General features: G+C 73.0%; 15 protein-coding genes. 6 read left to right on the top strand and 9 right to left on the bottom strand.

Going from position 1 to position 19,844, the window contains the following annotated elements:
* Positions 1-296: 296 nt before the first annotated feature.
* Positions 297-827 (bottom strand): hypothetical protein, encoded by a 531-nt coding sequence (locus tag ACIPFH_RS24780; RefSeq protein WP_401829476.1) that lies wholly within the window; start codon positions 825-827, stop codon positions 297-299.
* Positions 828-983: 156 nt separating this feature from the next.
* Positions 984-1,616, bottom strand: coding sequence for a hypothetical protein (locus tag ACIPFH_RS24785; protein ID WP_401829477.1), 633 nt, complete (start codon positions 1,614-1,616; stop codon positions 984-986).
* Between the two features lie 223 nt (positions 1,617-1,839).
* Here ACIPFH_RS24785 and ACIPFH_RS24790 point away from each other — a divergent pair, with 223 nt between their 5' ends.
* Positions 1,840-3,324, top strand: a complete 1,485-nt coding sequence (locus ACIPFH_RS24790; protein ID WP_401829478.1) for a helix-turn-helix domain-containing protein — start codon at positions 1,840-1,842, stop codon at positions 3,322-3,324.
* Between the two features lie 25 nt (positions 3,325-3,349).
* Here ACIPFH_RS24790 and ACIPFH_RS24795 read toward each other — a convergent pair whose 3' ends face one another.
* Together ACIPFH_RS24795 and ACIPFH_RS24800 are read right to left on the bottom strand one after the other, a co-directional pair.
* A complete protein-coding gene (locus ACIPFH_RS24795) occupies positions 3,350-5,092 on the bottom strand; it encodes a pyruvate dehydrogenase (protein WP_401829480.1) in 1,743 nt (580 codons plus the stop codon).
* Positions 5,093-5,154: 62 nt separating this feature from the next.
* Positions 5,155-7,467 carry a protein phosphatase 2C domain-containing protein gene (locus ACIPFH_RS24800; protein WP_401829483.1) on the bottom strand — a complete coding sequence of 771 codons (2,313 nt, stop codon included), beginning with the start codon at positions 7,465-7,467 and terminating at the stop codon, positions 5,155-5,157.
* Positions 7,468-7,915: 448 nt separating this feature from the next.
* On the opposite strand from ACIPFH_RS24800, the gene ACIPFH_RS24805 reads away from it, so the two are divergent.
* Positions 7,916-8,899 carry a helix-turn-helix domain-containing protein gene (locus ACIPFH_RS24805; protein ID WP_401829484.1) on the top strand — a complete coding sequence of 328 codons (984 nt, stop codon included), beginning with the start codon at positions 7,916-7,918 and terminating at the stop codon, positions 8,897-8,899.
* 96 nt (positions 8,900-8,995) lie between these two features.
* Positions 8,996-9,478, top strand: coding sequence for a DUF456 domain-containing protein (locus ACIPFH_RS24810; protein ID WP_359121083.1), 483 nt, complete (start codon positions 8,996-8,998; stop codon positions 9,476-9,478).
* Positions 9,479-9,505: 27 nt separating this feature from the next.
* On the opposite strand, the gene ACIPFH_RS24815 is transcribed toward ACIPFH_RS24810, so the two are convergent.
* From ACIPFH_RS24815 to ACIPFH_RS24835, 5 genes are all read right to left on the bottom strand, one after another.
* Positions 9,506-9,994, bottom strand: coding sequence for a methylated-DNA--[protein]-cysteine S-methyltransferase (locus ACIPFH_RS24815; RefSeq protein WP_401829487.1), 489 nt, complete (start codon positions 9,992-9,994; stop codon positions 9,506-9,508).
* Entirely contained in the window at positions 9,991-11,442 is a 1,452-nt protein-coding gene (locus tag ACIPFH_RS24820; RefSeq protein WP_401829489.1) for a DNA-3-methyladenine glycosylase 2 family protein, read from the bottom strand. The genes ACIPFH_RS24815 and ACIPFH_RS24820 overlap by 4 nt, the downstream gene beginning before the upstream one ends.
* 155 nt (positions 11,443-11,597) lie before the next feature.
* Positions 11,598-12,752: a ribosome small subunit-dependent GTPase A gene (gene rsgA, locus ACIPFH_RS24825; RefSeq protein WP_401829491.1), complete on the bottom strand. Its 1,155-nt coding sequence runs from the start codon at positions 12,750-12,752 to the stop codon at positions 11,598-11,600.
* 446 nt (positions 12,753-13,198) lie between these two features.
* On the bottom strand, positions 13,199-14,698 hold the full coding sequence (locus tag ACIPFH_RS24830) for a cellulose binding domain-containing protein (RefSeq protein ID WP_401829493.1): 1,500 nt from the start codon (positions 14,696-14,698) through the stop codon (positions 13,199-13,201).
* 277 nt (positions 14,699-14,975) lie between these two features.
* The gene (locus ACIPFH_RS24835) at positions 14,976-16,295 is read right to left on the bottom strand and encodes a radical SAM protein (RefSeq protein WP_401829495.1); all 1,320 of its coding nucleotides are present in this window, start codon (positions 16,293-16,295) and stop codon (positions 14,976-14,978) included.
* Positions 16,296-16,443: 148 nt separating this feature from the next.
* Here ACIPFH_RS24835 and ACIPFH_RS24840 point away from each other — a divergent pair, with 148 nt between their 5' ends.
* The 3 genes from ACIPFH_RS24840 to ACIPFH_RS24850 all read left to right on the top strand — a co-directional run bounded on the left by ACIPFH_RS24840 (position 16,444) and on the right by ACIPFH_RS24850 (position 19,597).
* Positions 16,444-17,688 (top strand): FAD-binding protein, encoded by a 1,245-nt coding sequence (locus ACIPFH_RS24840; RefSeq protein ID WP_401829497.1) that lies wholly within the window; start codon positions 16,444-16,446, stop codon positions 17,686-17,688.
* 152 nt (positions 17,689-17,840) lie between these two features.
* Positions 17,841-19,094: an ROK family transcriptional regulator gene (locus ACIPFH_RS24845; protein WP_401829499.1), complete on the top strand. Its 1,254-nt coding sequence runs from the start codon at positions 17,841-17,843 to the stop codon at positions 19,092-19,094.
* 53 nt (positions 19,095-19,147) lie between these two features.
* Positions 19,148-19,597, top strand: a complete 450-nt coding sequence (locus ACIPFH_RS24850; RefSeq protein ID WP_401829502.1) for a hypothetical protein — start codon at positions 19,148-19,150, stop codon at positions 19,595-19,597.
* The last annotated feature ends 247 nt before the right edge of the window (positions 19,598-19,844 follow it).

Genomic DNA, 19,844 nt, shown 5'->3' on the forward strand with positions numbered 1-19,844 from the left:
TCCGCCGTCGGACCTGCACACCCGTGCGGCCCGCTGACCGTGTGGGCCCGGCCCGACCCCCGGTACACGTGCCGGGGAATCCTCCGCTTGCGACACCGACTTCGCGCGACCGACGAGGTTGGCCTGAATCCGCTGGTGTTTCGGGCGGAACGCGGACTCCCCGGTGGGCCGGAGGGGGTTCACCGACCCTCCGGTACGCGAAACGGCCGCAGTGCCGGGCCCGGAGGCCTTCCGCACCGCGGCCGTTCAGGGCCGTTCAGGGCCGTTCAGGGCCGTTCACGATCAGGGACGCACGATCACGACGTCCGGCCCGAGGCCGACTGGCTCCCGCCGATCCCTGTCGTACCGATGTGGAAGATCTTGTGGGTGCCGCGGGTCATGTCGACGATGAGCTGCGTGGTCTGGCTGCCCCAGGTGAGCGTGACGACGGCCTCCGTGTAGTTCGCCGTGCCGTTGTCGGTGACCTTCCACGCGAGCGGGACGTTCTGGGCCTGGAGGACACCGTCGGCGTGGTTCTTGTCCTCCCAGGCCGTCAGCTCCTTCTGGAAGGCGGGGGTGAGGTAGTGCTTGCGGAGTTCGTCCTGGAGCTTGCCGCCGCCCTCGTCGGTCACCGCGTCGATGTAGGCGCCGTAGAAGTCGGCGATGCGGGTGATGTTGTCGGACGGCTTGCCGCTCACGCTGCGCGGGCTGCCGGCGGAAGCCTGAGCCGTCACGCCGAGGCCGAGCGCCAGGGCGAGGCCGGCGGCCACGGCCGTACGCCGTCGGGTGGTGCGGAAACGGGCCGTGCTCTTGCCGGTCGTGCTGCTGGAACCGGTCGAACTGGTCATGTGCGTGTTCCCCGTATGTCTCGTGTGTCCGGCCTGTTCGGCCTGTTCGGCCTGTTCGGACTGTCTGGTGGCTGGGCGGTTCGTGCGGGGCCACCGGCCCTCCCGACCCCCGTGGCGGGAGGGCGGCGGCCCCGGGTTTTCCTCAGTGGTCCTGTGTCAGTGGAGCTTGTGGACGGCCGTGACGGCCGTCTTCTTGAAGGCCTTCAGCGGGGCGTCACCGAAGTCGCCCATCTGGCCCCAGTCCACGACCGTCACCGTCGTGCCGTCCCGGCCGACGGCGAGCAGGCGGATGTCGGTCGCGCCCCAGGAGGTCTCGGTGTGCAGGCCGTAGACGTGGGCGCCCTCCTCCACGTTCAGCTTCCCGTAGTCCTTGAGCGTGGCCTCGACCTCCGGGTCGGCCCGCTCGATCCGGACGGGACAGGACCTGATGTCCCGGTCGACCCGTGAGAACCGGCCCTTCGCCGCGCTGACGCTCGACAGCCGGACGCTCACCTGACGGGCGCTCGTGTCGAGGTCGGTCCGGAAGTCCCGGTACCAGGAGCCCCGGCCGTCGCCCAGCGCCATGCTGAGGCAGCGGTCCACCTCCACGTCCGGCGAGGCGCCGGCGGTGATCCTGCCGGCCGTCCAGGACGAGCCGGGGTGCGGCGGAAGGTCGGCGGCCGAGAGGAAACCGGGCGGCCGAGGGGCGGCGGCGCCGGCCGGTGCGGCGAGTACGGTGCCGAGGGCGAGGCCCGCGGCCGTGAGTGCGGTGAGCCCGGCGAGCGTGCCTGTTCGGATGCGCTTGGGCATGAGTGTCCCCCGTGGGTGAGTGCATGGCTGTGGGGCGTCGCCACGACGCCGGTTGGTCGGTCCGGCCCTGGTCGGTGCGACACCAAGAGCATCGGCGGTCCGGGCGGCCCGATGCAACGGTCTTCGCCCGATCGGCCGTGGTGGAACCATCCCAGCCCATCTGACGTGCAGGTATATGAGTGCCTGGGATGACCGCCAGGGCCGGACGAGCACGGGGAGAACGGTGTCGACCGACGACGGCGTGGCCGAGGTGGCGGAGTTCGCGGCGCTGCTGACGGAACTCAAGGGGCGCACGGAGCGCAGCTACGGCTCCCTCGCGCGCCGGCTGGGCATGAACACCTCGACGCTGCACCGGTACTGCGCCGGGGAAGCGGTGCCGCAGGACTTCGCCCCCGTCGAACGGCTCGCGGAGTTCTGCGGGGCGACTCCGCAGGAGCGCCTCGAACTGCACCGGCGATGGCTGCGAGCGGTGGCGGCCCGCCAACGGGCCCGGACCACGGCGGCTTCGCAGGCACCGGAATCCCGGGAGGCAGCGGAATCACCGGCAACCCGGGAGACCCCGGGGTCACCGGACACCCGGAGAGCACCGGGATCGCCCGGATCACTGGAAGCACCTCGAACTCCGGAGGCCGCGAAGACCTCCGAGCGCACGAAGATGTCGGAGGCCGCGAAGACCTCGGAGACCGCGAAGACCTCTGGAACGCCGACGGAGTCGGAAGCCCGGCCTCCGGCGGATGTGGTGACGTGGGATCCGGCTGGGCGACAGGCAACGCCTCGCCGTTGGTACCGTCGCCGCCGCACCACGGTCGCCGTCGGTGTCGCCTGTGCGCTGCTCGCCACCCTGGGCGCCCTGTCCGCTCTGCCCGGCGGCGGCGACCCGTCGGCTTCCGGCGAGGTGACCGAGCCCTCCGCGTCCACCGCGGACCGGGTGCGGACGACGGCCCCGCACCACTCCCCGACGGCCGGCACCGGGCCGACGCTCACCCACAGGGCCGGCACCACCTCCGCCTCCGCCCGCCCTGGGAGCACCTCCCCCTCCCCCGGGAACTCCCCGCCCGGCGGCAAGGCCTCGGCGCCCGCTTCGGGCTTACCGCTCGCCTGGACCGTCGATTCGCAGGTCTGGGCGCAGGGTTGCGGTCACGACTACGTCCTCGACAAGCCGCCGGCGCAGGTTCCGCCGCCCCCGGCGGAGCAGGACGCCGGCCCCTGGGCGAGCGCCCAGGGCGCGGTGCACGGGCGGGAGACCAATGTGGAGATCTCGGTGCAGGGACGCAGTTCCACGGCCGTGGTCCTGACAGCGCTGCGCGTACGGGTCGTCGGCCGAGCCGCGCCCCTGCCGGGCACCGTGTACGCCATGGACCAGGGCTGCGGCGGTTCCCTCAGCAAGCGCTACTTCGCGGTCGACCTGGACAAGGACCGTCCCGTGGCGCACTCCGTCGCCGGCGATGACGCGGGCACGCCGATCCCGGCGGTGAGCCTGCCGTACCGCGTGTCCAGCACCGACCCCGAGGTGCTGCTGGTCACGGCGAGGACGGAGACCTGCGCCTGCGACTGGTACCTCGAACTCGACTGGTCCTCCCAGGGCCGCACCGGCACGGTCCGCGTCGACGACCGCGGCCGCCCCTTCCGGACGAGCGGCATCAAGGGACTGCCCCGCTACTGGTACGGGTCCGACGACGGCGGACGCACATGGGTCCCCGCCGACTGACACCCCTCGCGGGGCCGACGTCCGCCTACGGCCGGGGCACGTTACGCAGGTTGGAACGGGCCATCTGAAGCATCCGGCCCACTCCGCCGTCGAGCACGATCTTCGAGGCGGACAGTGCGAACCCGGTCACCATCTCGGCGCTGATCTTCGGCGGGATGGACAGGGCGTTGGGATCGGTGACGACGTCGACGAGGGCCGGGCCCTTGTGGCGGAAGGCGTCCCGCAGCGCGCCCGCCAGCTGCTTGGGCTTCTCGACGCGCACACCGTGGGCACCGCAGGCGCGGGCGACGGCCGCGAAGTCGGGATTATTGTTGGTCGTTCCGTACGAGGGCAGCCCGGCGACCAGCATCTCCAACTCGACCATGCCCAGCGATGAGTTGTTGAAGAGGACGACCTTCACCGGCAGGTCGTACTGCACCAGCGTCAGGAAGTCGCCCATCAGCATGGCGAAACCGCCGTCGCCGGACATCGACACGACCTGACGGCGTCGGTCGGTGAACTGGGCTCCGATCGCCATGGGCAGCGCGTTCGCCATGGACCCGTGGGAGAACGAACCGATGACACGGCGTCGGCCGTTGGGCGTCAGATAACGGGCCGCCCAGACATTGCACATGCCGGTGTCGACGGTGAAGACGGCGTCCTCGTCGGCGAGTTCGTCGAGAACGGCGGCGACGTACTCGGGATGGACGGGAACGTGTTTCTCCACTTTCCGTGTGTACGCCTTCACCACCCCCTCCAGCGCGTCCGCGTGCTTCTTGAGCATCCGGTCGAGGAAGCGCCGGTTCTCCTTGGCCCGCACCCGCGGGATGAGACAACGCAGGGTCTCCCGTACGTCGCCCCAGACGGCGAGGTCGAGTCTGGAACGCCGGCCGAGGTGTTCGGGCCGTACGTCGACCTGGGCGATCCGCACGTCGTCGGGAAGGAAGGCGTTGTAGGGGAAGTCGGTTCCGAGCAGGATCAGCAGATCGCACTCGTGCGTGGCCTCGTAGGCGGCTCCGTAGCCGAGGAGGCCGCTCATCCCGACGTCATAGGGGTTGTCGTACTGAATCCACTCCTTGCCGCGCAGGGCGTGCCCCACCGGGGACTTGATCTTCCCGGCGAACTCCATGACCTCGGCGTGCGCGCCGGCCGTGCCGCTGCCGCAGAAGAGGGTGACCTTGTCGGCCGCGTCGATCATCGCGACCAGCGCGTCGATCTCGGCGTCGCCGGGGCGGACGGTGGGCCGGGCGGTGACGAGAGCCGTTTCGACGGCTTTCCCGGGGGCGGGCTGGTCGGCGATGTCACCGGGGAGCGAGACGACGCTGACACCGCTGCGGCCGACCGCGTTCTGGATCGCGGTGTGCAGCAGCCGGGGCATCTGTTTCGGGCTGGAGATCAGCTCGCTGTAGTGGCTGCACTCCCGGAACAACTGGTCGGGGTGGGTTTCCTGGAAGTATCCGAGGCCGATCTCGCTGGACGGGATGTGCGAGGCGAGGGCGAGGACGGGAGCCATGGAGCGGTGGGCGTCGTAGAGGCCGTTGATGAGGTGGAGGTTGCCGGGTCCGCAGGAGCCCGCGCAGGCCGCCAGTCTCCCGGTGATCTGGGCTTCCGCGCCGGCGGCGAAGGCGGCCGTCTCCTCGTGACGGACGTGGATCCAGTCGAGGGCGGGGTTGCGCCGCACCGCGTCCACCACCGGGTTGAGGCTGTCCCCGACGACACCGTAGAGGCGCCTCACTCCGGCGCGGGCGAGGATGTCCACGAACTGTTCGGCGACGTTCTGCTTGGCCATGGATCGACGCACTCCTTCGCTCTCCTCGGGTCCGTCCCTCCACAGTGGCCGCAGCGACCCGGTCACGCCTCCCAGACGGCCGCGGCCGTGCGGTCGTCGGCGTAGCCCTTCACCCTCACCTGGGTGTCGGCGAGGAAGGCGGCGAGACCGGGCGGGGTGGGGTCCGACCAGCGTTCCGCCAGGTGCGCGGACAGGCCGGGCTCGCCGCGCAGGGGTTCGGCCAGGCCGCTGGTGCACATCAGGAGCGTGTCACCCGGGCGGGCTACGGAGGCGCGGAAGCGGAACGGTTCGCGGGGCGGTCCGGGGTCCGGGTCGTAGGGGTTCGGCGGTGTGGTGATGCCCAGGTCCATGGTGAGCCGGTCGCCCTCGGGCGTCTCGGCCGGCAACGAGCCGAACCCGACGACCGGCTCGCCGGCCACCTCGCCCACCTGCGGTTCGATGTCCCGCCACACACCGCCGCGCAGCCGGAACAGTCCGCCGGCGCCGACGCCGAAGAAGACGCGCGTACGGCAGGCGGGGTCGGCGGGGAGCAGCAGACAGCGCAGCGTCGCCGCGTACTCGTCCGGTTCCAGGCCCTGTTCGGCGGCGCCGGCGCGAAGCCGGCCGAGGCTGCGGTCGGTGAGGCGGTGCAGGCCCGACTTCAGGTCTCCGCGCCGGGCCGCCCTTATGTCCTCCGCGAGCCGGACATGGCTGCGGCCCACGGCCCGCCCGATCCACTGACACACCTCGGCGGCCGCCCGATGCGCTCCCGGGGTCGCCCGGGCCCCGGTCGCCATCGCGACCAGGATCAGCGCGTGGTCGCCCGCGCCGAAGCGGGCGGTGAGAAGCGAGTCACGGCGCGGCTCCCCCCGGTACCGCGCGGAGTCCCCGCGCACGGACGCGGCCCGCAGCGCGAAGGCCCCGTACCGGGCTCCGTCCAGGACGGTGTCGGCGACCAGGTCGTCCAGGTCGTCCGGGTCCGCGGGGGGAAGGGCGGTGGGCTCCGCGTCGTAGGTCGGCGGACCGGAACCGACGTAGTCCTTGGAGACGGGAAGGGGCGGAAGGTCGGGCAGCACGGGAAGGGCGGAAATGCCGGGGAGGGTGGGGGGATGGTCCGGCGGGGAGACGGGGAGCGGGGCTGAAGTGCTCGGGGGGACCGGGACGGGGGTGCTCGGGGAAACGGGGGCGCCTGGGGCGTGCTGCGAGCCTGGCGCGCGGTCCGCCACCGGCGTGGGGTCTGAGGCCGGCCCGCGGGCGGGGGCCGGTGCGGGGTTCGTCGGACCGAGGGGTGCCGTGGTGCCGGCCACCGAGGTCGTGGGGGCCATCGGAGGTGACGGCGCGTGGGCCGGAACGGGTGGCATCGCGGGCGGGGCCGGCGGCACGGAGGGTACGGGCGGCGCGGCGTCCGACCCGGTCGCGGACACCGGCCCGGGCGGTGAGGTCGCCGGCCCGGTGGGTGAAGTCGCCGCCCCGGCCGGGGAGGTCGTCGGCAGCGGCGGCTGTGCGGGTGGAACGGAGGGCGTCGGGGGCTCGTCGGAGGCGCCGGGGGGTGTCCCCGTCGACGTGAGGCCGTCGGTGCCGGAGGCGGAGCCGCGGGACTGCCGCTGGGCGAAGCCCTGCGGCAGTGGGCCGGGCGGGAAGTTCGTGGCACCGGCGGGCGTCACCGACGGCGGCTCCCAGGGAGCACGGTGTCGACCCGGCGGACGGACACCCGGGCCCGCTTCGACGCCACCCGCACCGACGTCGGCCCCCGCCCCGGCGGCATCACGTACGGGACTGCCGCCGACGCCGTCCCGTCCGGTACCCCGCACGGTGTCGCGCCGAGGGCCCCGCTCGCTGTCACGCTCGGCGCCGAGTCCGACGCCACGCTCGCCGTCATGTCCGGCGTCACCGCGCCCGTCACGCCCGTCGACGTCGCGTCCGGGACCGTCACGCGGACCGGCACCGGCACTGGAACCGGCCTGTTCGAAGTCGGGTCCGCCGAGCCGCCCGATGTCCCGCCCAGGAGCGGACTCGGCGGTGGATCGGCTTCTGGGCGGCGGAACGGTGGCCTCCGCGGAGGTCGTCGTCCCTGCCGCCGTCGCGGTCGGCGAGGTCCACCAGTCGGGGCGCCCGCCGGGTTCGGCGGGTTCGGCGCGAGGTGCCGGCACCGGGCCCGCGGCTCCGGGAGCGTCCGCCGCGTCCGCGCCGCCCTCCGGGTGCCGCGAGGCCGCCGCGGCTCCCGTGCCGACGCTCTCCGCCGCATCCGCGGAGCGCACCGCTCCGGCGGCCGAGGCGAAACGGTCGTCCAGGGAGTCGGCGGTGCGCGCGGGCCCCGTGTCCTCGGTGGAGTCGTCGTACAGCTGCCCCCACCAGTCGTCCTCGTGACCGGTGGGCGTTCCCCCCTGCTGGCTCATGCCCCCAATTGTCCACCGCCCGGCCCGGTTGAAAACGGGGCATCCGGAAATTGCGCCACGCCAAGAGTGTCGAACAGAGGCCCGAGTGAAGTCCTGAACGGCAGTGCGAGGCGAGGTGTGACAGCGGTCGCCGGGCGGTTCCACCCCCCACGGGAGAACCGCCCGGCGACATGAGGTGACCCGGGCCCAGATCCCCTGGGCGCCCCTGCGCGTCATGAGCCCCGGTCACGTTCTCGAAAGGTCTCGCGCCGCGGCGTCGTGGCCGGCCGGTCCGAGTCCGTGGGCGTTGTCGGACGTCCGCTGTGGATGGCCAGTGGATGATCACGTGTTCCCGCCGTGGCCACACCTTGGCAGAGTGACCGGCGGTACGGCGATGATGTGCGGCGGCGGGTTTACGCCGTGGCTGTTTCCCGCCACTCACCGGACGTCAGAAGGAGGAAGGCACCCGATGCTGGGAGCTATAGGGCTCGACGAGACACACGAGTCGGCGTACCGGGCGCTGGTGTCGGTGGGCGCCGCCGACGTGCCCGATCTGGCGCGCCGGCTGGCCCTCGGCGAGCACGACACCGAACGCGCGCTGCGTCGGCTGGAACGGCACGGTCTCGCCGCGCAGTCCTCGGGTCGCCCCGGCCGCTGGGTCGCCGCGCCTCCGGGCGTCGCGCTGAGCGCGCTGCTCACCCAGCAGCGTCACGAGTTGGAGAAGGCCGAGCTGGCGGCGGCCCTGCTCGCGGAGGAGTACCGGGCGGCCGGCGCCGAACCGGCGGTGCACGATCTGGTCGAGGTGGTGACGGGCGCCGCCGCCGTCGCCCAGCGCTTCCTCCAGATCCAGCTCGGGGCGAGCGAGGAGGTGTGCGCGCTCGTGACCGGCACGCCGGTGGCGGTGACCGGCGGCGAGAACGACGCGGAGGAGCGGGCGGCCGAGCGCGGGGTGCGCTACCGCGTCGTACTGGAGCGGGCGGTGCTCGACCAGCCGGACGGCATGACGGAGCTGGCCGCCGCGCTGGGCCGGAACGAGCAGGTCCGGGTGGTGGACCAGGTGCCGACGAAGCTGGTGGTCGCCGACCGCTCGCTCGCCCTGGTGCCGCTGACCGGCCGCTCGGGGGAGCCGGCCGCGCTGGTGGTGCATGCCAGCGGGCTGCTGGAGCTGCTGTCGGGCCTGTTCGAGTCGGTGTGGCGGGACGCGCTGCCGCTGCGCCTCGGCACGGCCGGTGTCGCCGAGCAGGCCCCGGACGGTCCCGACGCCGCCGACCTGGAGATCCTTTCCCTGCTGCTGGCCGGGATGACCGACGCGAGCGCGGCCAAGCAGCTCGACCTCGGGCTGCGGACCGTACAGCGACGGGTGAAGAGGTTGATGGAACTGGCGGGAGTGACGACCCGGTTGCAACTGGGCTGGCACGCGTACGAACGCGGCTGGGTGGCCCGGGAGCGCTGACCGTACTGGTCCGCGCTGCGTCGTGTCGGCGCTGCCGCGTCCCGAAGCCGTACGCCTTGACCTGCGTCTTCTCCTTGTCTCGGGCACCCTGGGCAGATGGGAGTGTCGCAACTCCTGCTGGTCGGACTGGTCATTCTGCTCGGCCTGTGCGGAGTGCTGGTGCCCGGCGTGCCGGGATCGTGGCTGGTGTGGGCCGCGGTCCTGTGGTGGGCGCTGGAGGATCCGCAGGCGGTCGCCTGGGGCGTGCTGGTCGGCGCCACGGTGACGCTGTTCCTCTCGCAGGTGGTGCGCTGGGCACTGCCGCCCCGGCGGCTGCGCGAGAGCGGCGCGACTCCCCGGATGGCGGTGTACGCGGGGCTCGGCGCGCTCCTCGGGTTCTTCCTGCTCCCCGTACTCGGCGCGATCCCCGGCTTCATGGGAGGGATCTACCTCTCCGAGCGGCTCCGCCTCGGCCGTCACGGCGAAGCCCGGGCGGCCCTTCGCACGGCGATGCGCTCGGGCGGCTCCAGCGTCTGCACGGAGCTGTTCACCTGCCTGTTGATCATGGGGGCGTGGCTGGGAGCGGTTCTGTGGGGGTGACGCTTCCCGGCGGCCGGAGGGAGCGCCTCAGAGCGAGCCCTCCAGGGTGAGCAGCCGGATCTTGCGCTCCAGACCGCCCGCGTATCCCGTCAGCGTGCCGTCGGCGCCGATCACCCGGTGGCAGGGCCGCAGGATCAGCAGCGGATTCGCCCCGATCGCCCCTCCGACGGCGCGTACGGCCATCCGTGAGGCGCCGACCCGGGCGGCGATCTCGCCGTAGGTCGTGGTCGCCCCGTAGGGCACGGAGTCGAGGGCGGCCCACACGCGCTCGCGGAACGCGGTGCCTTCGGCGCGCAGGGGCAGCCGGAACTCCTTCAGCTCGGCGGCGAAGTAGGCGGCGAGCTGTTCCTCGGCGGCGCGGAAGGGCCCGCGGTCGTGCCGCCAGCCGTCCTGGACGGTCCGCCCGCCCTTCTGTCCGGGCACGGACAGGGAGGTCAGGATGGAGTCGGGGTCGGCGGTGAGCAGCAGCGGACCGAGCGGGCTCTCCACGCTGGTCCAGTACGTCAGGTCGGTCATCGTTCCTCCGCGGCGCGCAGGTGGTGCAGGGCATAGGTGCGCCAGGGGCGCCAGGTGTCGGGGGCGTGCACGCCGGGTGGCACGACGTCGGGGTCGCCGAGGGCCCGGGCCCGGATCTCCGCGATCGTACGGGCGTCCAGCCCGGGCAGCGCGAGCAGCGCTTCCCGGGCGTCGTCCCGGTCGACGCCCGGGTCCAGCCTTACGGTGCCGTCGGCGAGGGCGGTGGCGAGGGCGCCCAGCGGCCCGTCGAACACGGACTCGGTCCCGGCCCCGGGCTCAGCCCCGGACCTGCGCCCGGGCCCTGGCCCTGACCCGGACGCCGCCTGCGCCAGGACGGCCGGTTCGGGGAAGAGGTGGGTGAGAGTTCCGCAGGGCGCGTCGAGGGCCTTGCCGTAGGCACGGACGAGCAGTTCGGCCGCCGCCCGCCCCACGACCGCCCGCACCGCGTACTCCTCGGGATCGGCGGCCCCCGGCGCGCGCAGCCCGGGCCGGGCGGCGACCAGCGGGGCGAGCCGCGGATCGGCGCCGAGCCGCTCGTCGACGGCGTACGGGTCGGAGTCGAGGTCGAACAGCCGACGCAGCCGCTGGACGGCGGTGGTGAGGTCGCGCGGGTCGGTCAGATGCAGCCGCGCGTCGAGCCAGCCGCCGGGATGCACGGCCGAGGCCCGGCCCGGGCCCCCTGCCCGCTCGTCGACCGCCACGATCCCGGTGCCGTACGGCAGCCGCAGCGTACGGCGGTAGGTACGCCCGCCGGGCGGTCCGCTCACCTCCTCCACCCCGGCCACCGCCTCCCGGCGCAGCAGATCGAACACGGCGCCCGCGTGGTACGGGCCCCGGTGGGCGAGCCGCAGCGGAATCCCGGCGGACGGGGTCGCGGTGCGGTCGGCGGTGCGTACCGCGGCCCGCAGTGCGGTCGGGGTGGCCGCGTACACGGTCCGGACGGTGTCGTTGAACTGGCGCACGCTGGCGAACCCGGCCGCGAAGGCGATCTCCGTGACCGGCAGGCCCGTCGTCTGCAGCAGCACCCGCGCGGTGTGCGCGCGCTGCGCCCGGGCGAGGGCGACCGGTCCCGCGCCCAGTTCGGCGGTGAGCTGCCGCTGCACCTGGCGGGCGCTGTAGCCGAGCCGCACGGCGAGTCCGGCGACGCCCTCCCGGTCGACGACGCCGTCGCCGATCAGCCGCATCGCCCGGCCGACGACGTCGGCACGCGCGTTCCAGTCCGCCGATCCCGGCACGGCGTCCGGGCGGCACCGCCGGCAGGCCCTGAATCCCGAGCCCTGCGCGGCGGCGGCCGTCGCGAAGAAGCGCACGTTGTGGCGCTTCGGCGTCACGGCGGGGCAGCTGGGCCGGCAGTAGATGCCGGTGGTCTCGACGGCGAAGAAGAACTCGCCGTCGAACCTGGCGTCCCTGCTGCGGACCGCCTCGTAGCGGGTGTCCTGGTCCGTCATGGGTCCCAGTCTTCGCCCGCGAGGGCGACCCCGCTAGCGGAAATCGGACGTGACGCTGAAAGGAGAACCGGCTGCGGGACCGGCTCCCGAACCGGCTGCCGGACCGGCGACAGCCACGGCCACAGCCACCGCCACCGCCACCGCTACCGCCACCGCTACCGGGGAGGTGCGGGACGCCATGGCCCCCGTCCCCGCTTCGCCTCCCCCGCCGCCCGGCCGGCGGCCTGCCTGCGCTTCCAGTCCTGACGGACGTCGGCGCGCATCCGGGCGTCGGACTTGGCGACGATCCACTGGTTCTCCCGGACGAGCTTGCGATAGCTCTCCAGCCGACGCACGGGCAACTCCCCGTCGTCGACGGCCGCCCGCACCGCGCATCCCGGCTCGGACTCGTGCGCGCAGTCGTGGAACCGGCAGTTCAGGGCGAACTCCTCGATCTCCGAGAAGACCTGTCCGACCCCGGCGCCCGCGTCCCAGAGGCCGACGCCGCGCAGCCCGGGCGTGTCGATGAGGACGCCCCCGCCGGGCAGCGGCAGCAGGTTGCGGGTGGTGGTGGTGTGCCGCCCCTTGCCGTCCATGTCGCGGGTGGCCCGGACGTCCATCACGTCCGCGCCCACGAGCGCGTTCGCGAGCGTCGACTTGCCCGCGCCGGACGCCCCGAGCAGCACGGAGGTGCCCCGGCCGACGAGATCGGCGAGCTCCTCGACGCCCTCGCCGTCCCGCGCGCAGACGGTGAGCACCGGCACGCCCGGCGCGCTGGTCCCGACGTCCTCGACGAGGTACGACAGCGCCACCGGGTCGGGCACGAGGTCGGCCTTGGTGAGCACGACGACGGGTTGTGCGCCGGACTCCCAGGCCAGCGCGAGGAACCGCTCGATGCGGCCGAGGTCGAGTTCCACGGCCAGGGACATCGCGACGACCGCGTGGTCGACGTTGGCCGCGAGGACCTGTCCCTCGGACCGCTTGGAGGAGGTGGAGCGCACGAACGCGGTACGCCGCGGCAGCAGCGTGCGGACGTAGCGCGGGTCGCGGCCCTCGGGATCGACGGCGGCCCAGTCCCCCGTGCACACGACCTTCATCGGGTCACGGGGAACGACGAACTCGGTGTCGGCGCGGACGACTCCGGCCGGGGTGACGACATCGCACAGGCCACGGTCGACCCGGACGACACGGCCGGGCAGAAGACCCTGCGCGGCATGGGGGGCGAACTCGGTGTCCCAGCCCCCGTCCCAGCCGTAGGCGGCGAGCGGGTGCGACGAGGTCGACGAAGAAGAAGCCGACGACGAAGCCGTCGGAGAAGCGGAGAAAGTCAAGGGAGACCCTTCACAGGGCGATCCCGGCAGCGCGCTCACGGGCGCGCGAAGCAGGTGAAGTGGTCAGCCGGAGACCGCGGAGGTGGAGTGGACGAACGTCTGGTCGCTGCGAACAGCACCCTTTTCGGCGACAGTCATCGGTCACACCTCCCGTTCTCTGCACAGCTGACCGCGGCGACCGTCGGCCACCGCGCGAAGCTCCCTCAGCATAGGAATCCACGACGGCGGACGCCACCCGATTTCGGCCCGCTCACCGACGCCGCCCAGCGCGCCGGGCGGGACCGCGCACCACACCGGCAGGCGACCCACGCCGGAGGTCCACGCCTCGGGGGAGCCGGCCGCGCAGGCGGCCTGCTCCCCCGGACTCTCCGTCACCGGCCGTCCGCGCCCGGCGCCGGGCGGACCCTCGCGCCGGCTTCGTCCACGACCGGTTCAGCCGTCGCGCGTCAAGAAATCGTGCACGTCTGCCCGTTGAGGGTGAACGCGTACGGCGCGGAGTTCTTGTTCTGCCACGAGGCGAGGAAGCCGAAGGTGAGGGTGCCGTTCGCCGCGACGGACCTGTTGTAGTCGGCGGCGGTCGCGGTGACGCGTGAGCCGTTCTGGGCGACGCTCGCGTCCCACATCTGGTCGACCTTCTGGCCGTCGCGGAAGGACCAGGCCAGGCGCCACGCGTCGAGCGTCGTGGCGGTGGTCACGGTGACGGTGGCCTGGAAGCCGTCGGGCCACTGGTTGACGAGGTCGTACTTGACCTCGCAGGCCGCCGGGTCCTCGCTCCCCCCGGCGCCGGCGGTGGCCGAGGAGGTGCCCTGGGGCTCGGGGTCGGGCTTACCGGCGTCGTCGGCGTCCGGCGTCTTCGGCGTACCGCTCCCGGACGGCGCCGGACCGGACGAGGAAGGCGCGGCGGAGGTGGCGGGATCGGCGGACGGCAGGACGGAGCCGGGGCCCGCCACCGGGCTGCTGTCCCCGGGGTTGCCCTTCGCGACGCGCTCGCCACCGCTCTCGCCGCTGCTGTCGCCGGGCATCATCGACACCGCGAGGGCCAGCCCGGAGACCAGGACGGCGGCGACGAGCATTCCGCTGCGCAGGGCGCGCGCCCTGCCCGCGGCGGCGTATGCGGCCGTGCCCTCGGCGTCCGGCGCGTCGGGGCGTCCGGCGCCGAGGCGCACCTCGGAAGCCCGGCGGCGGCGCTCCAGGTAGGCGAGGCCGCCCCAGCCGATGACCCCCTGGGCGAGGGCCGCGGGCAGTCCGCCTCCGTGCAGCCGCAGGCAGGCGGCGGCCTCGGCGCACTCCACGCAGGTGGCGAGATGCCGGGAGAGGTCGGGGGGCGTGTCGGCGGCGGGCGAGCGGGTGACGGCGTCCAGGAGCCGGACGTAGCTGCGGCACTCCGCGTCCATCGGGGTGTCGAGATGGTTGCGGTGGCAGCGGTCCCGGAACAGACCGCGGACCTGGTTCAGCTCCTCCACCGCCGCGGTCGGGTCCAGGCCCTGACGGCGGATCACGGCGTGCAGCGGCAGCGCCTCCACCTCGGCCAGCCACAGCAGGGCGGCGTCCGGTTCCTGCATGTCACGCAGTCCGCGCAGGGCGATGGGACGGCTCAGGGGCGGTCCGACGTACCGTGCGGCCTTGCCTGAGTTCAGCCACAGGCGCAGATCGGGGTCGAGTTTGTGGCCCTGTCCCCGGGCCTCCCAGGTGGCCGCCGTGGTGCGTACGGCGGTCAGCAGCAGCGGGATCCGGGGCAGCCGGGACGAGCGGCGGCCGGCACCGCGCGCGGCGCCGTCCTCGGCTGCGCGGGCCTCGCGTATGCCGAGCGCGAACGCCTCACGGGCCAGCTGGTTCGCCGCGGTCGAGCCGGACGTGCACAGGTCGGCGTACGACAGGACGGCGTCCCAGCACTCGGAGAACAGTGCGGCCTCGGCGGCGTCCTTCGGGGTCGGCAGGTCGGGCATGAGTCTCCTGCATCCACAAGCGAGGTCAACTCACCATGACGGCAATGGAGTTGGGGGGAACCTCGCGGCAGGGGCAGAGCTTTTCACGTTTCCAACACAACTGACAAGCGCCCTGTTCAGATGTCATGTCAGGACAGCAGGACAGACGGCGGAACAGGACGACGAGCAGCCGACCGCGCCCGGTACTCCGGCCTCCAGTACGGGCGCGGACCGCCCCGTGTTCAACACCGGCACCAGGTTTCGACACCGGTTTCGGGAACCGACACCGGTGCCGGGACTATACGGTCGCCGAGTCCTGCGCCGGAAGGCTGTCCATGAAGGAGCTCACGGAGAACACCGCGCGGCCGGGTCCGGGCAGGCCGTAACCGGGAGGCGAGGCGAGCCCGAACTCGTCCATGGTGGCGCGGTACGCCTCCAGCAGCCGGATGTGGTACTCGAGCGGCGCGCCCTGGGGGTTGGCCTTGCCGAGCGGGGTGGTGGGCTCGGGGCACCAGGTGGTGAAGCGGGGCGTGATGCCCTGCGACATGAAGAAACGCAGGCCCTCGGTGGTGGAGGCGATGGCCTCGTCGACGGTGGTGAAGCCGAAGGGCTCGGCCATCTCCACCCCCGCGACGAAGTTGGGGATCACGTTGCGCGCGCCGAAGATCTCCGCCGAGTCGAGGATCCGCTTGTGCCACTCGTCGCGGCCGACGTAGCGCTCCTTGCCCGGGCAGTACAACTCGAACAGACGGCGGTCCCACACCTCGTAGTTGGGGTGGTAGATCTGCACCCCGTAGTCCTTGAAGCGCTGGACGTCGTCGCGGGGCAGTGCCTGGGCGACGACCTTGCCGATCCAACGGCCCGGGAAGCGCTCCTCGATGGCCTTGGCGTAGTGACCGTAGAAATCGGCCTCGTCGCGACCCGCGACGGTCTTGGTGATGGCGCCGCCGGTGAGGGTGTAGGCGGTGGACGCCTTCTGGGTGTCGTACCGGTCGATGATCTCCAGGGCTTCGAGGACCTCCTCGACGTCCTTCACGCCCGTGTACGGCCGGCCGGCCGCCTTGTGCTGGCGCCAGTTGTGGTTGATGTCGCAGTACTGGCACTCCTCCTTGGCGCCGAAGTACTGGCACACCCGGAAAACCGTCAGGTAGATCAGGTAACCCCACTGGATGGTCGGGGCGACCTCCATGACGGACTTCCCGTTGGAGAGCTTGTGCCGGTAGTACTCCGGCATCGGCGGCACGCCGACGTCGGCGATGCGCCTGCCGTCGAGGTACAGCCCGAGCAGGCCCTCGCCGTCCGCCGCGACGCGGTACGGGGAGGACGGGTTCACGCGGACCGAGACGACCGTGCGCCGCAGGTCGTACGGGCCTCCCGTGAGGATGATCTCCTCCGGCGGGCGACGCAGCGCGGCCTCGCCCAGCTCGGGCAGGGTGCCGTGGTCGAAGGAGAAGATGAAGTAGGACTTCGGTTTGACCTCGCCCGACTCGTTGTCGCTCAGGGCGGAGGGGTCGAAGGCCACACCTCCACGCAGCAGGTCCTCCTTGAAGACGGCCTCCCGCGGTACATGCGGAAACCGCTCCATCAGATCCTCGACCAGCGCGGTACGGCTGCCCATCCCTCTCTCCTCCCGGTCACACGTACGACTCCTCACGGTATGCCCCCGGCGGCGCGCGGGTGGGGGCGGGGGCCCCGTGTCGCGGGCAAGGTAGGTTCCACCTGGGAACTCCGGGTTCTCGATCTCCTCGGGAGGAGCGAGCAGTCGCATGACCGAAACCGTGACCAACTGGGCCGGCAACATCACCTTCGCCGCCACGGAACTGCACCGTCCGCGCTCCCTCGACGCGCTGCGCTCACTCGTGGCCGGGAGCGGGCGGGTGCGGGTGCTGGGCAGCGGGCACTCGTTCAACGAGATCGCCGAGCCCGGCGGCGACGGGGTACTGCTGTCGCTGGAGGCTCTGACCGGTGAGGTCGACGTCGACACGGCGGCCCGGACCGTGCGGGTCGGGGGCGGGGTCCGGTACGCCGAGCTGGCGCGCCTCGTGCACGAGCACGGGCTCGCGCTGCCGAACATGGCCTCCTTGCCGCACATCTCGGTCGCCGGCTCGGTCGCGACCGGTACGCACGGGTCGGGGGTCGGCAACGGCTCGCTCGCCTCGGCCGTACGGGAGGTGGAGATCGTCACCGCCGACGGCTCGACCGTCGTCATCGGACGCGGCGACCGCCGGTTCGGCGGGGCCGTCACCTCGCTGGGCGCTCTCGGCGTGGTCACCGCGCTCGTCCTCGACCTGGAGCCCGGCTTCGAGGTGGAGCAGCATCTGTTCACCGAACTGCCGCTGGACGGGCTGGACTTCGAGACCGTCGCAGCGGCCGCTTACAGCGTCAGCCTGTTCACCGACTGGGCCGCCCCCGGCTTCCGGCAGGTGTGGCTGAAGCGGCGCGCGGACGAGCCCCTCGCCGACTTCCCGTGGGCCGCGCCGGCCGTGGAGGCGCTGCATCCGGTGCCCGGCATGCCGGCGGTCAACTGCACCGAGCAGTTCGGGGTGCCGGGGCCGTGGCACGAGCGGCTGCCGCACTTCCGGGCGGAGTTCACGCCGAGCAGCGGGAACGAGCTGCAGAGCGAGTATCTGCTGCCGCGTCGGCACGCCACCGAGGCGCTGCACGCGATCGACGGTATCCGGCAGACGGTCGCCCCCGTGCTCCAGATCTGCGAAGTGCGTACGGTGGCCGCCGATGAGCAGTGGCTGAGCCCCTCCTACGGCCGGGACACCGTGGCGCTGCACTTCACCTGGGTCGAGGACACGGTGGCCGTGCTGCCGGTGGTGCGGGCGGTGGAAGCCGCGCTGGAGCCCTTCGAACCGCGGCCGCACTGGGGCAAGGTGTTCGAGGTACCGGCCGGCGTGGTGCGCGCGCGGTACCCGCGGATCGACGACTTCACGGCCCTGGCGCGGGTGCTGGATCCGGCCGCGAAGTTCACCAACGCCTTCGTGCGGGACGTTCTGGCGGGCTGACCGCGCGCTGCCTCGGGGCGACTTTATAAAGCCCCTTTCCTAACCCCTTGTAGAACGGTTCGGCACCCCATAGCCTGGCGCGGCGCCGGTGCCGTCGCGGTGCGGGCCCGTCCGGCACGGAGAGGGACGGAAGGGATGAGGGGGCACGTTCCATGAAGCGCGGCACATCACGTGACATCCGCACCGCGAACCGCTACGAGGTGCTGCGCCAGATCATCGCCGCCTCGCCCACCTCCCGGCAGGAGCTCGCGGCCGCGACCGGTCTCTCGCTCGCCACCGTCGCCACCCTCGTCGGCGAACTGCTCGACCTCCGCATGATCACCGAGGTCGGGTTCGAGGACTCGGCGGGTGGCCGCCCCCGGGGCCTCGTGGCCGTCAACGCGTCGGGGGGCGCGTTGATCGGCGTCGACATCGCGGAGACCTACGTCCATGTCGAGCTCTTCGACCTCGCCCTGAACGTGCTGGCCCGCGCCGAGGAGAACATGCGGCCCGGCGAGAGCCGCCCCGAGCAGGTGGTCGGCCATGTCGCCGCGGCCGCCGGTTCGGTCGTCGCGCAGGCCGGGGTCGAGGCCGCCCGGGTGCTGGGCGTCGGGGTGAGCGTGCCGGGCCAGGTGGACCGCGCCACCGGCATCTCCGAGTACGCGCCCAACTGGGACTGGCACGACGTCCCGTTGCTCGACCTGCTCTCCGAACACATCGCGTATCCCCTGTACTTGGACAACCCGCTGCGCGCCGGCGCGGTCGCCGAGCTGTGGTTCGGGGCGGCGCGCGGACACGGGGACGCCGTGGTGGTCAACCTGGGTACGGGAGTCGGGGCCGGCCTGGTCCTCGGCGGTGAACTGCACCGGGGTGTCAGCAACAGCGCGGGCGAGTGGGGGCACACCACCCTGGTGCTCGACGGCAGACTCTGCCGCTGCGGCAACCACGGCTGCGTGGAGACGTACGTCGGCGCGCCCGGCATCATGCAGAACCTGCGGGAACTCAGCCCGCGGAGCCCGCTGTTGCACCCCGACGACCAGACCGCCACCATCGACGCCCTGGCCGCCGCGGTCGTCGCGGGCGACCCGGTCGCCGTCAAGGTGGTCCGCGACACCGCCCGTTACCTCGGCGCCGGCATCGCCAACCTGGTCAACGTGCTCAACCCCGAGGTGGTCGTGCTGAGCAGCTGGGTCGCGGCCCGGCTCGGCGAACCCCTCCTCGACGAGGTGCGCGAGGCCGTGGCCCGGCACGCGCTGAAACGGCCGCTGGCCGCCAACCGGATCGTCCTTTCCCCGATCCCCACCGACCCGGCCTGTCTGGGCGCGGCGACGTTCGCGCTCGAAGGAGCGTTGCAGTCGGTCGGGCAGAGACACACCAAGCGGGCCGTCTTCGCCGCCACCAGGAGCCGTACCGCACCGCCCGCCTGAACCGTGCGCACCGCGACGCCCCCACCCCCACGACGACGGAAGGGAAGCAGCCCATGACGCGAGCCGACGGCGACTTACGTCCTCGACCGGAAGAAGCCCGGCGGTTCGCCCGCCGTCCCGCGGCCCCGGACGCAGAACGCTCCGCCGCGCCGCCGGCCGCGGACGCGGGCGCGGACGCGGGCGCGGGCGCCGGCGCGGGCGCGGGCGCGGGCGACGCCTCCGTCACGCCCGCGTGGGCGCCGGCCTGCGGCCCTGGTGCACGACGTGCGGCCGGCGCCCCGGGACGGGAGAGGACGTCCGCCCGCCGGAGGCCGGGGGCCGGCGCGGCGGGCCCGCTCACCGGTGACGTCCCCCCGCGACGATCGGCGAACGCCAACGGACACCTTGTCGGCCGGACCGGCGGACAGGCCCCCTCCGTCGGCGATCGGACGCTCGTCGACGGCTCGCAGGTGATCCTCCACAGCCGCACCGCCGAGGCCGACGAGGTTCGGTCCCGGCCGTAGCCGCACGGGGATCACCCCTATGACCGAGGGCCGCCGGCCCTGACACCGGCGGCCCTCAACCCACCTGACGCCGACCCGCGTTACCCCGGCGGCAGCCGGGTCACACCCCTGCCCACCGCCCCTTGCGTTCGCCATCCCGAACCGATCACAACGCTTCGAACAGACTTCGTCCAACCCCTTGCCGAAGCCTTAGCCGAAGGTTAACGTCCGGCTCCGCAACGCCATTCAAGCCATCTGGCGCTGAAGC

It is taken from the genome of Streptomyces sp. NPDC088157 (genome assembly GCF_044741545.1).
In the GTDB taxonomy this organism is placed as follows: Bacteria; Actinomycetota; Actinomycetes; order Streptomycetales; family Streptomycetaceae; genus Streptomyces.

Bases quoted from the DNA above. Each gene is read 5' to 3' on its own strand.
- ACIPFH_RS24850 (WP_401829502.1), top strand. From the start codon at position 19,148: ATGACGCGAGCCGACGGCGACTTACGTCCTCGACCGGAAGAAGCCCGG.
- ACIPFH_RS24780 (WP_401829476.1), bottom strand. From the start codon at position 827: ATGACCAGTTCGACCGGTTCCAGCAGCACGACCGGCAAGAGCACGGCC.
- ACIPFH_RS24785 (WP_401829477.1), bottom strand. From the start codon at position 1,616: ATGCCCAAGCGCATCCGAACAGGCACGCTCGCCGGGCTCACCGCACTC.
- ACIPFH_RS24805 (WP_401829484.1), top strand. From the start codon at position 7,916: ATGCTGGGAGCTATAGGGCTCGACGAGACACACGAGTCGGCGTACCGG.
- ACIPFH_RS24800 (WP_401829483.1), bottom strand. From the start codon at position 7,467: ATGAGCCAGCAGGGGGGAACGCCCACCGGTCACGAGGACGACTGGTGG.
- ACIPFH_RS24835 (WP_401829495.1), bottom strand. From the start codon at position 16,295: ATGGGCAGCCGTACCGCGCTGGTCGAGGATCTGATGGAGCGGTTTCCG.
- ACIPFH_RS24845 (WP_401829499.1), top strand. From the start codon at position 17,841: ATGAAGCGCGGCACATCACGTGACATCCGCACCGCGAACCGCTACGAG.
- ACIPFH_RS24840 (WP_401829497.1), top strand. From the start codon at position 16,444: ATGACCGAAACCGTGACCAACTGGGCCGGCAACATCACCTTCGCCGCC.
- ACIPFH_RS24815 (WP_401829487.1), bottom strand. From the start codon at position 9,994: ATGACCGACCTGACGTACTGGACCAGCGTGGAGAGCCCGCTCGGTCCG.
- ACIPFH_RS24830 (WP_401829493.1), bottom strand. From the start codon at position 14,698: ATGCCCGACCTGCCGACCCCGAAGGACGCCGCCGAGGCCGCACTGTTC.
- ACIPFH_RS24820 (WP_401829489.1), bottom strand. From the start codon at position 11,442: ATGACGGACCAGGACACCCGCTACGAGGCGGTCCGCAGCAGGGACGCC.
- ACIPFH_RS24810 (WP_359121083.1), top strand. From the start codon at position 8,996: ATGGGAGTGTCGCAACTCCTGCTGGTCGGACTGGTCATTCTGCTCGGC.
- ACIPFH_RS24795 (WP_401829480.1), bottom strand. From the start codon at position 5,092: ATGGCCAAGCAGAACGTCGCCGAACAGTTCGTGGACATCCTCGCCCGC.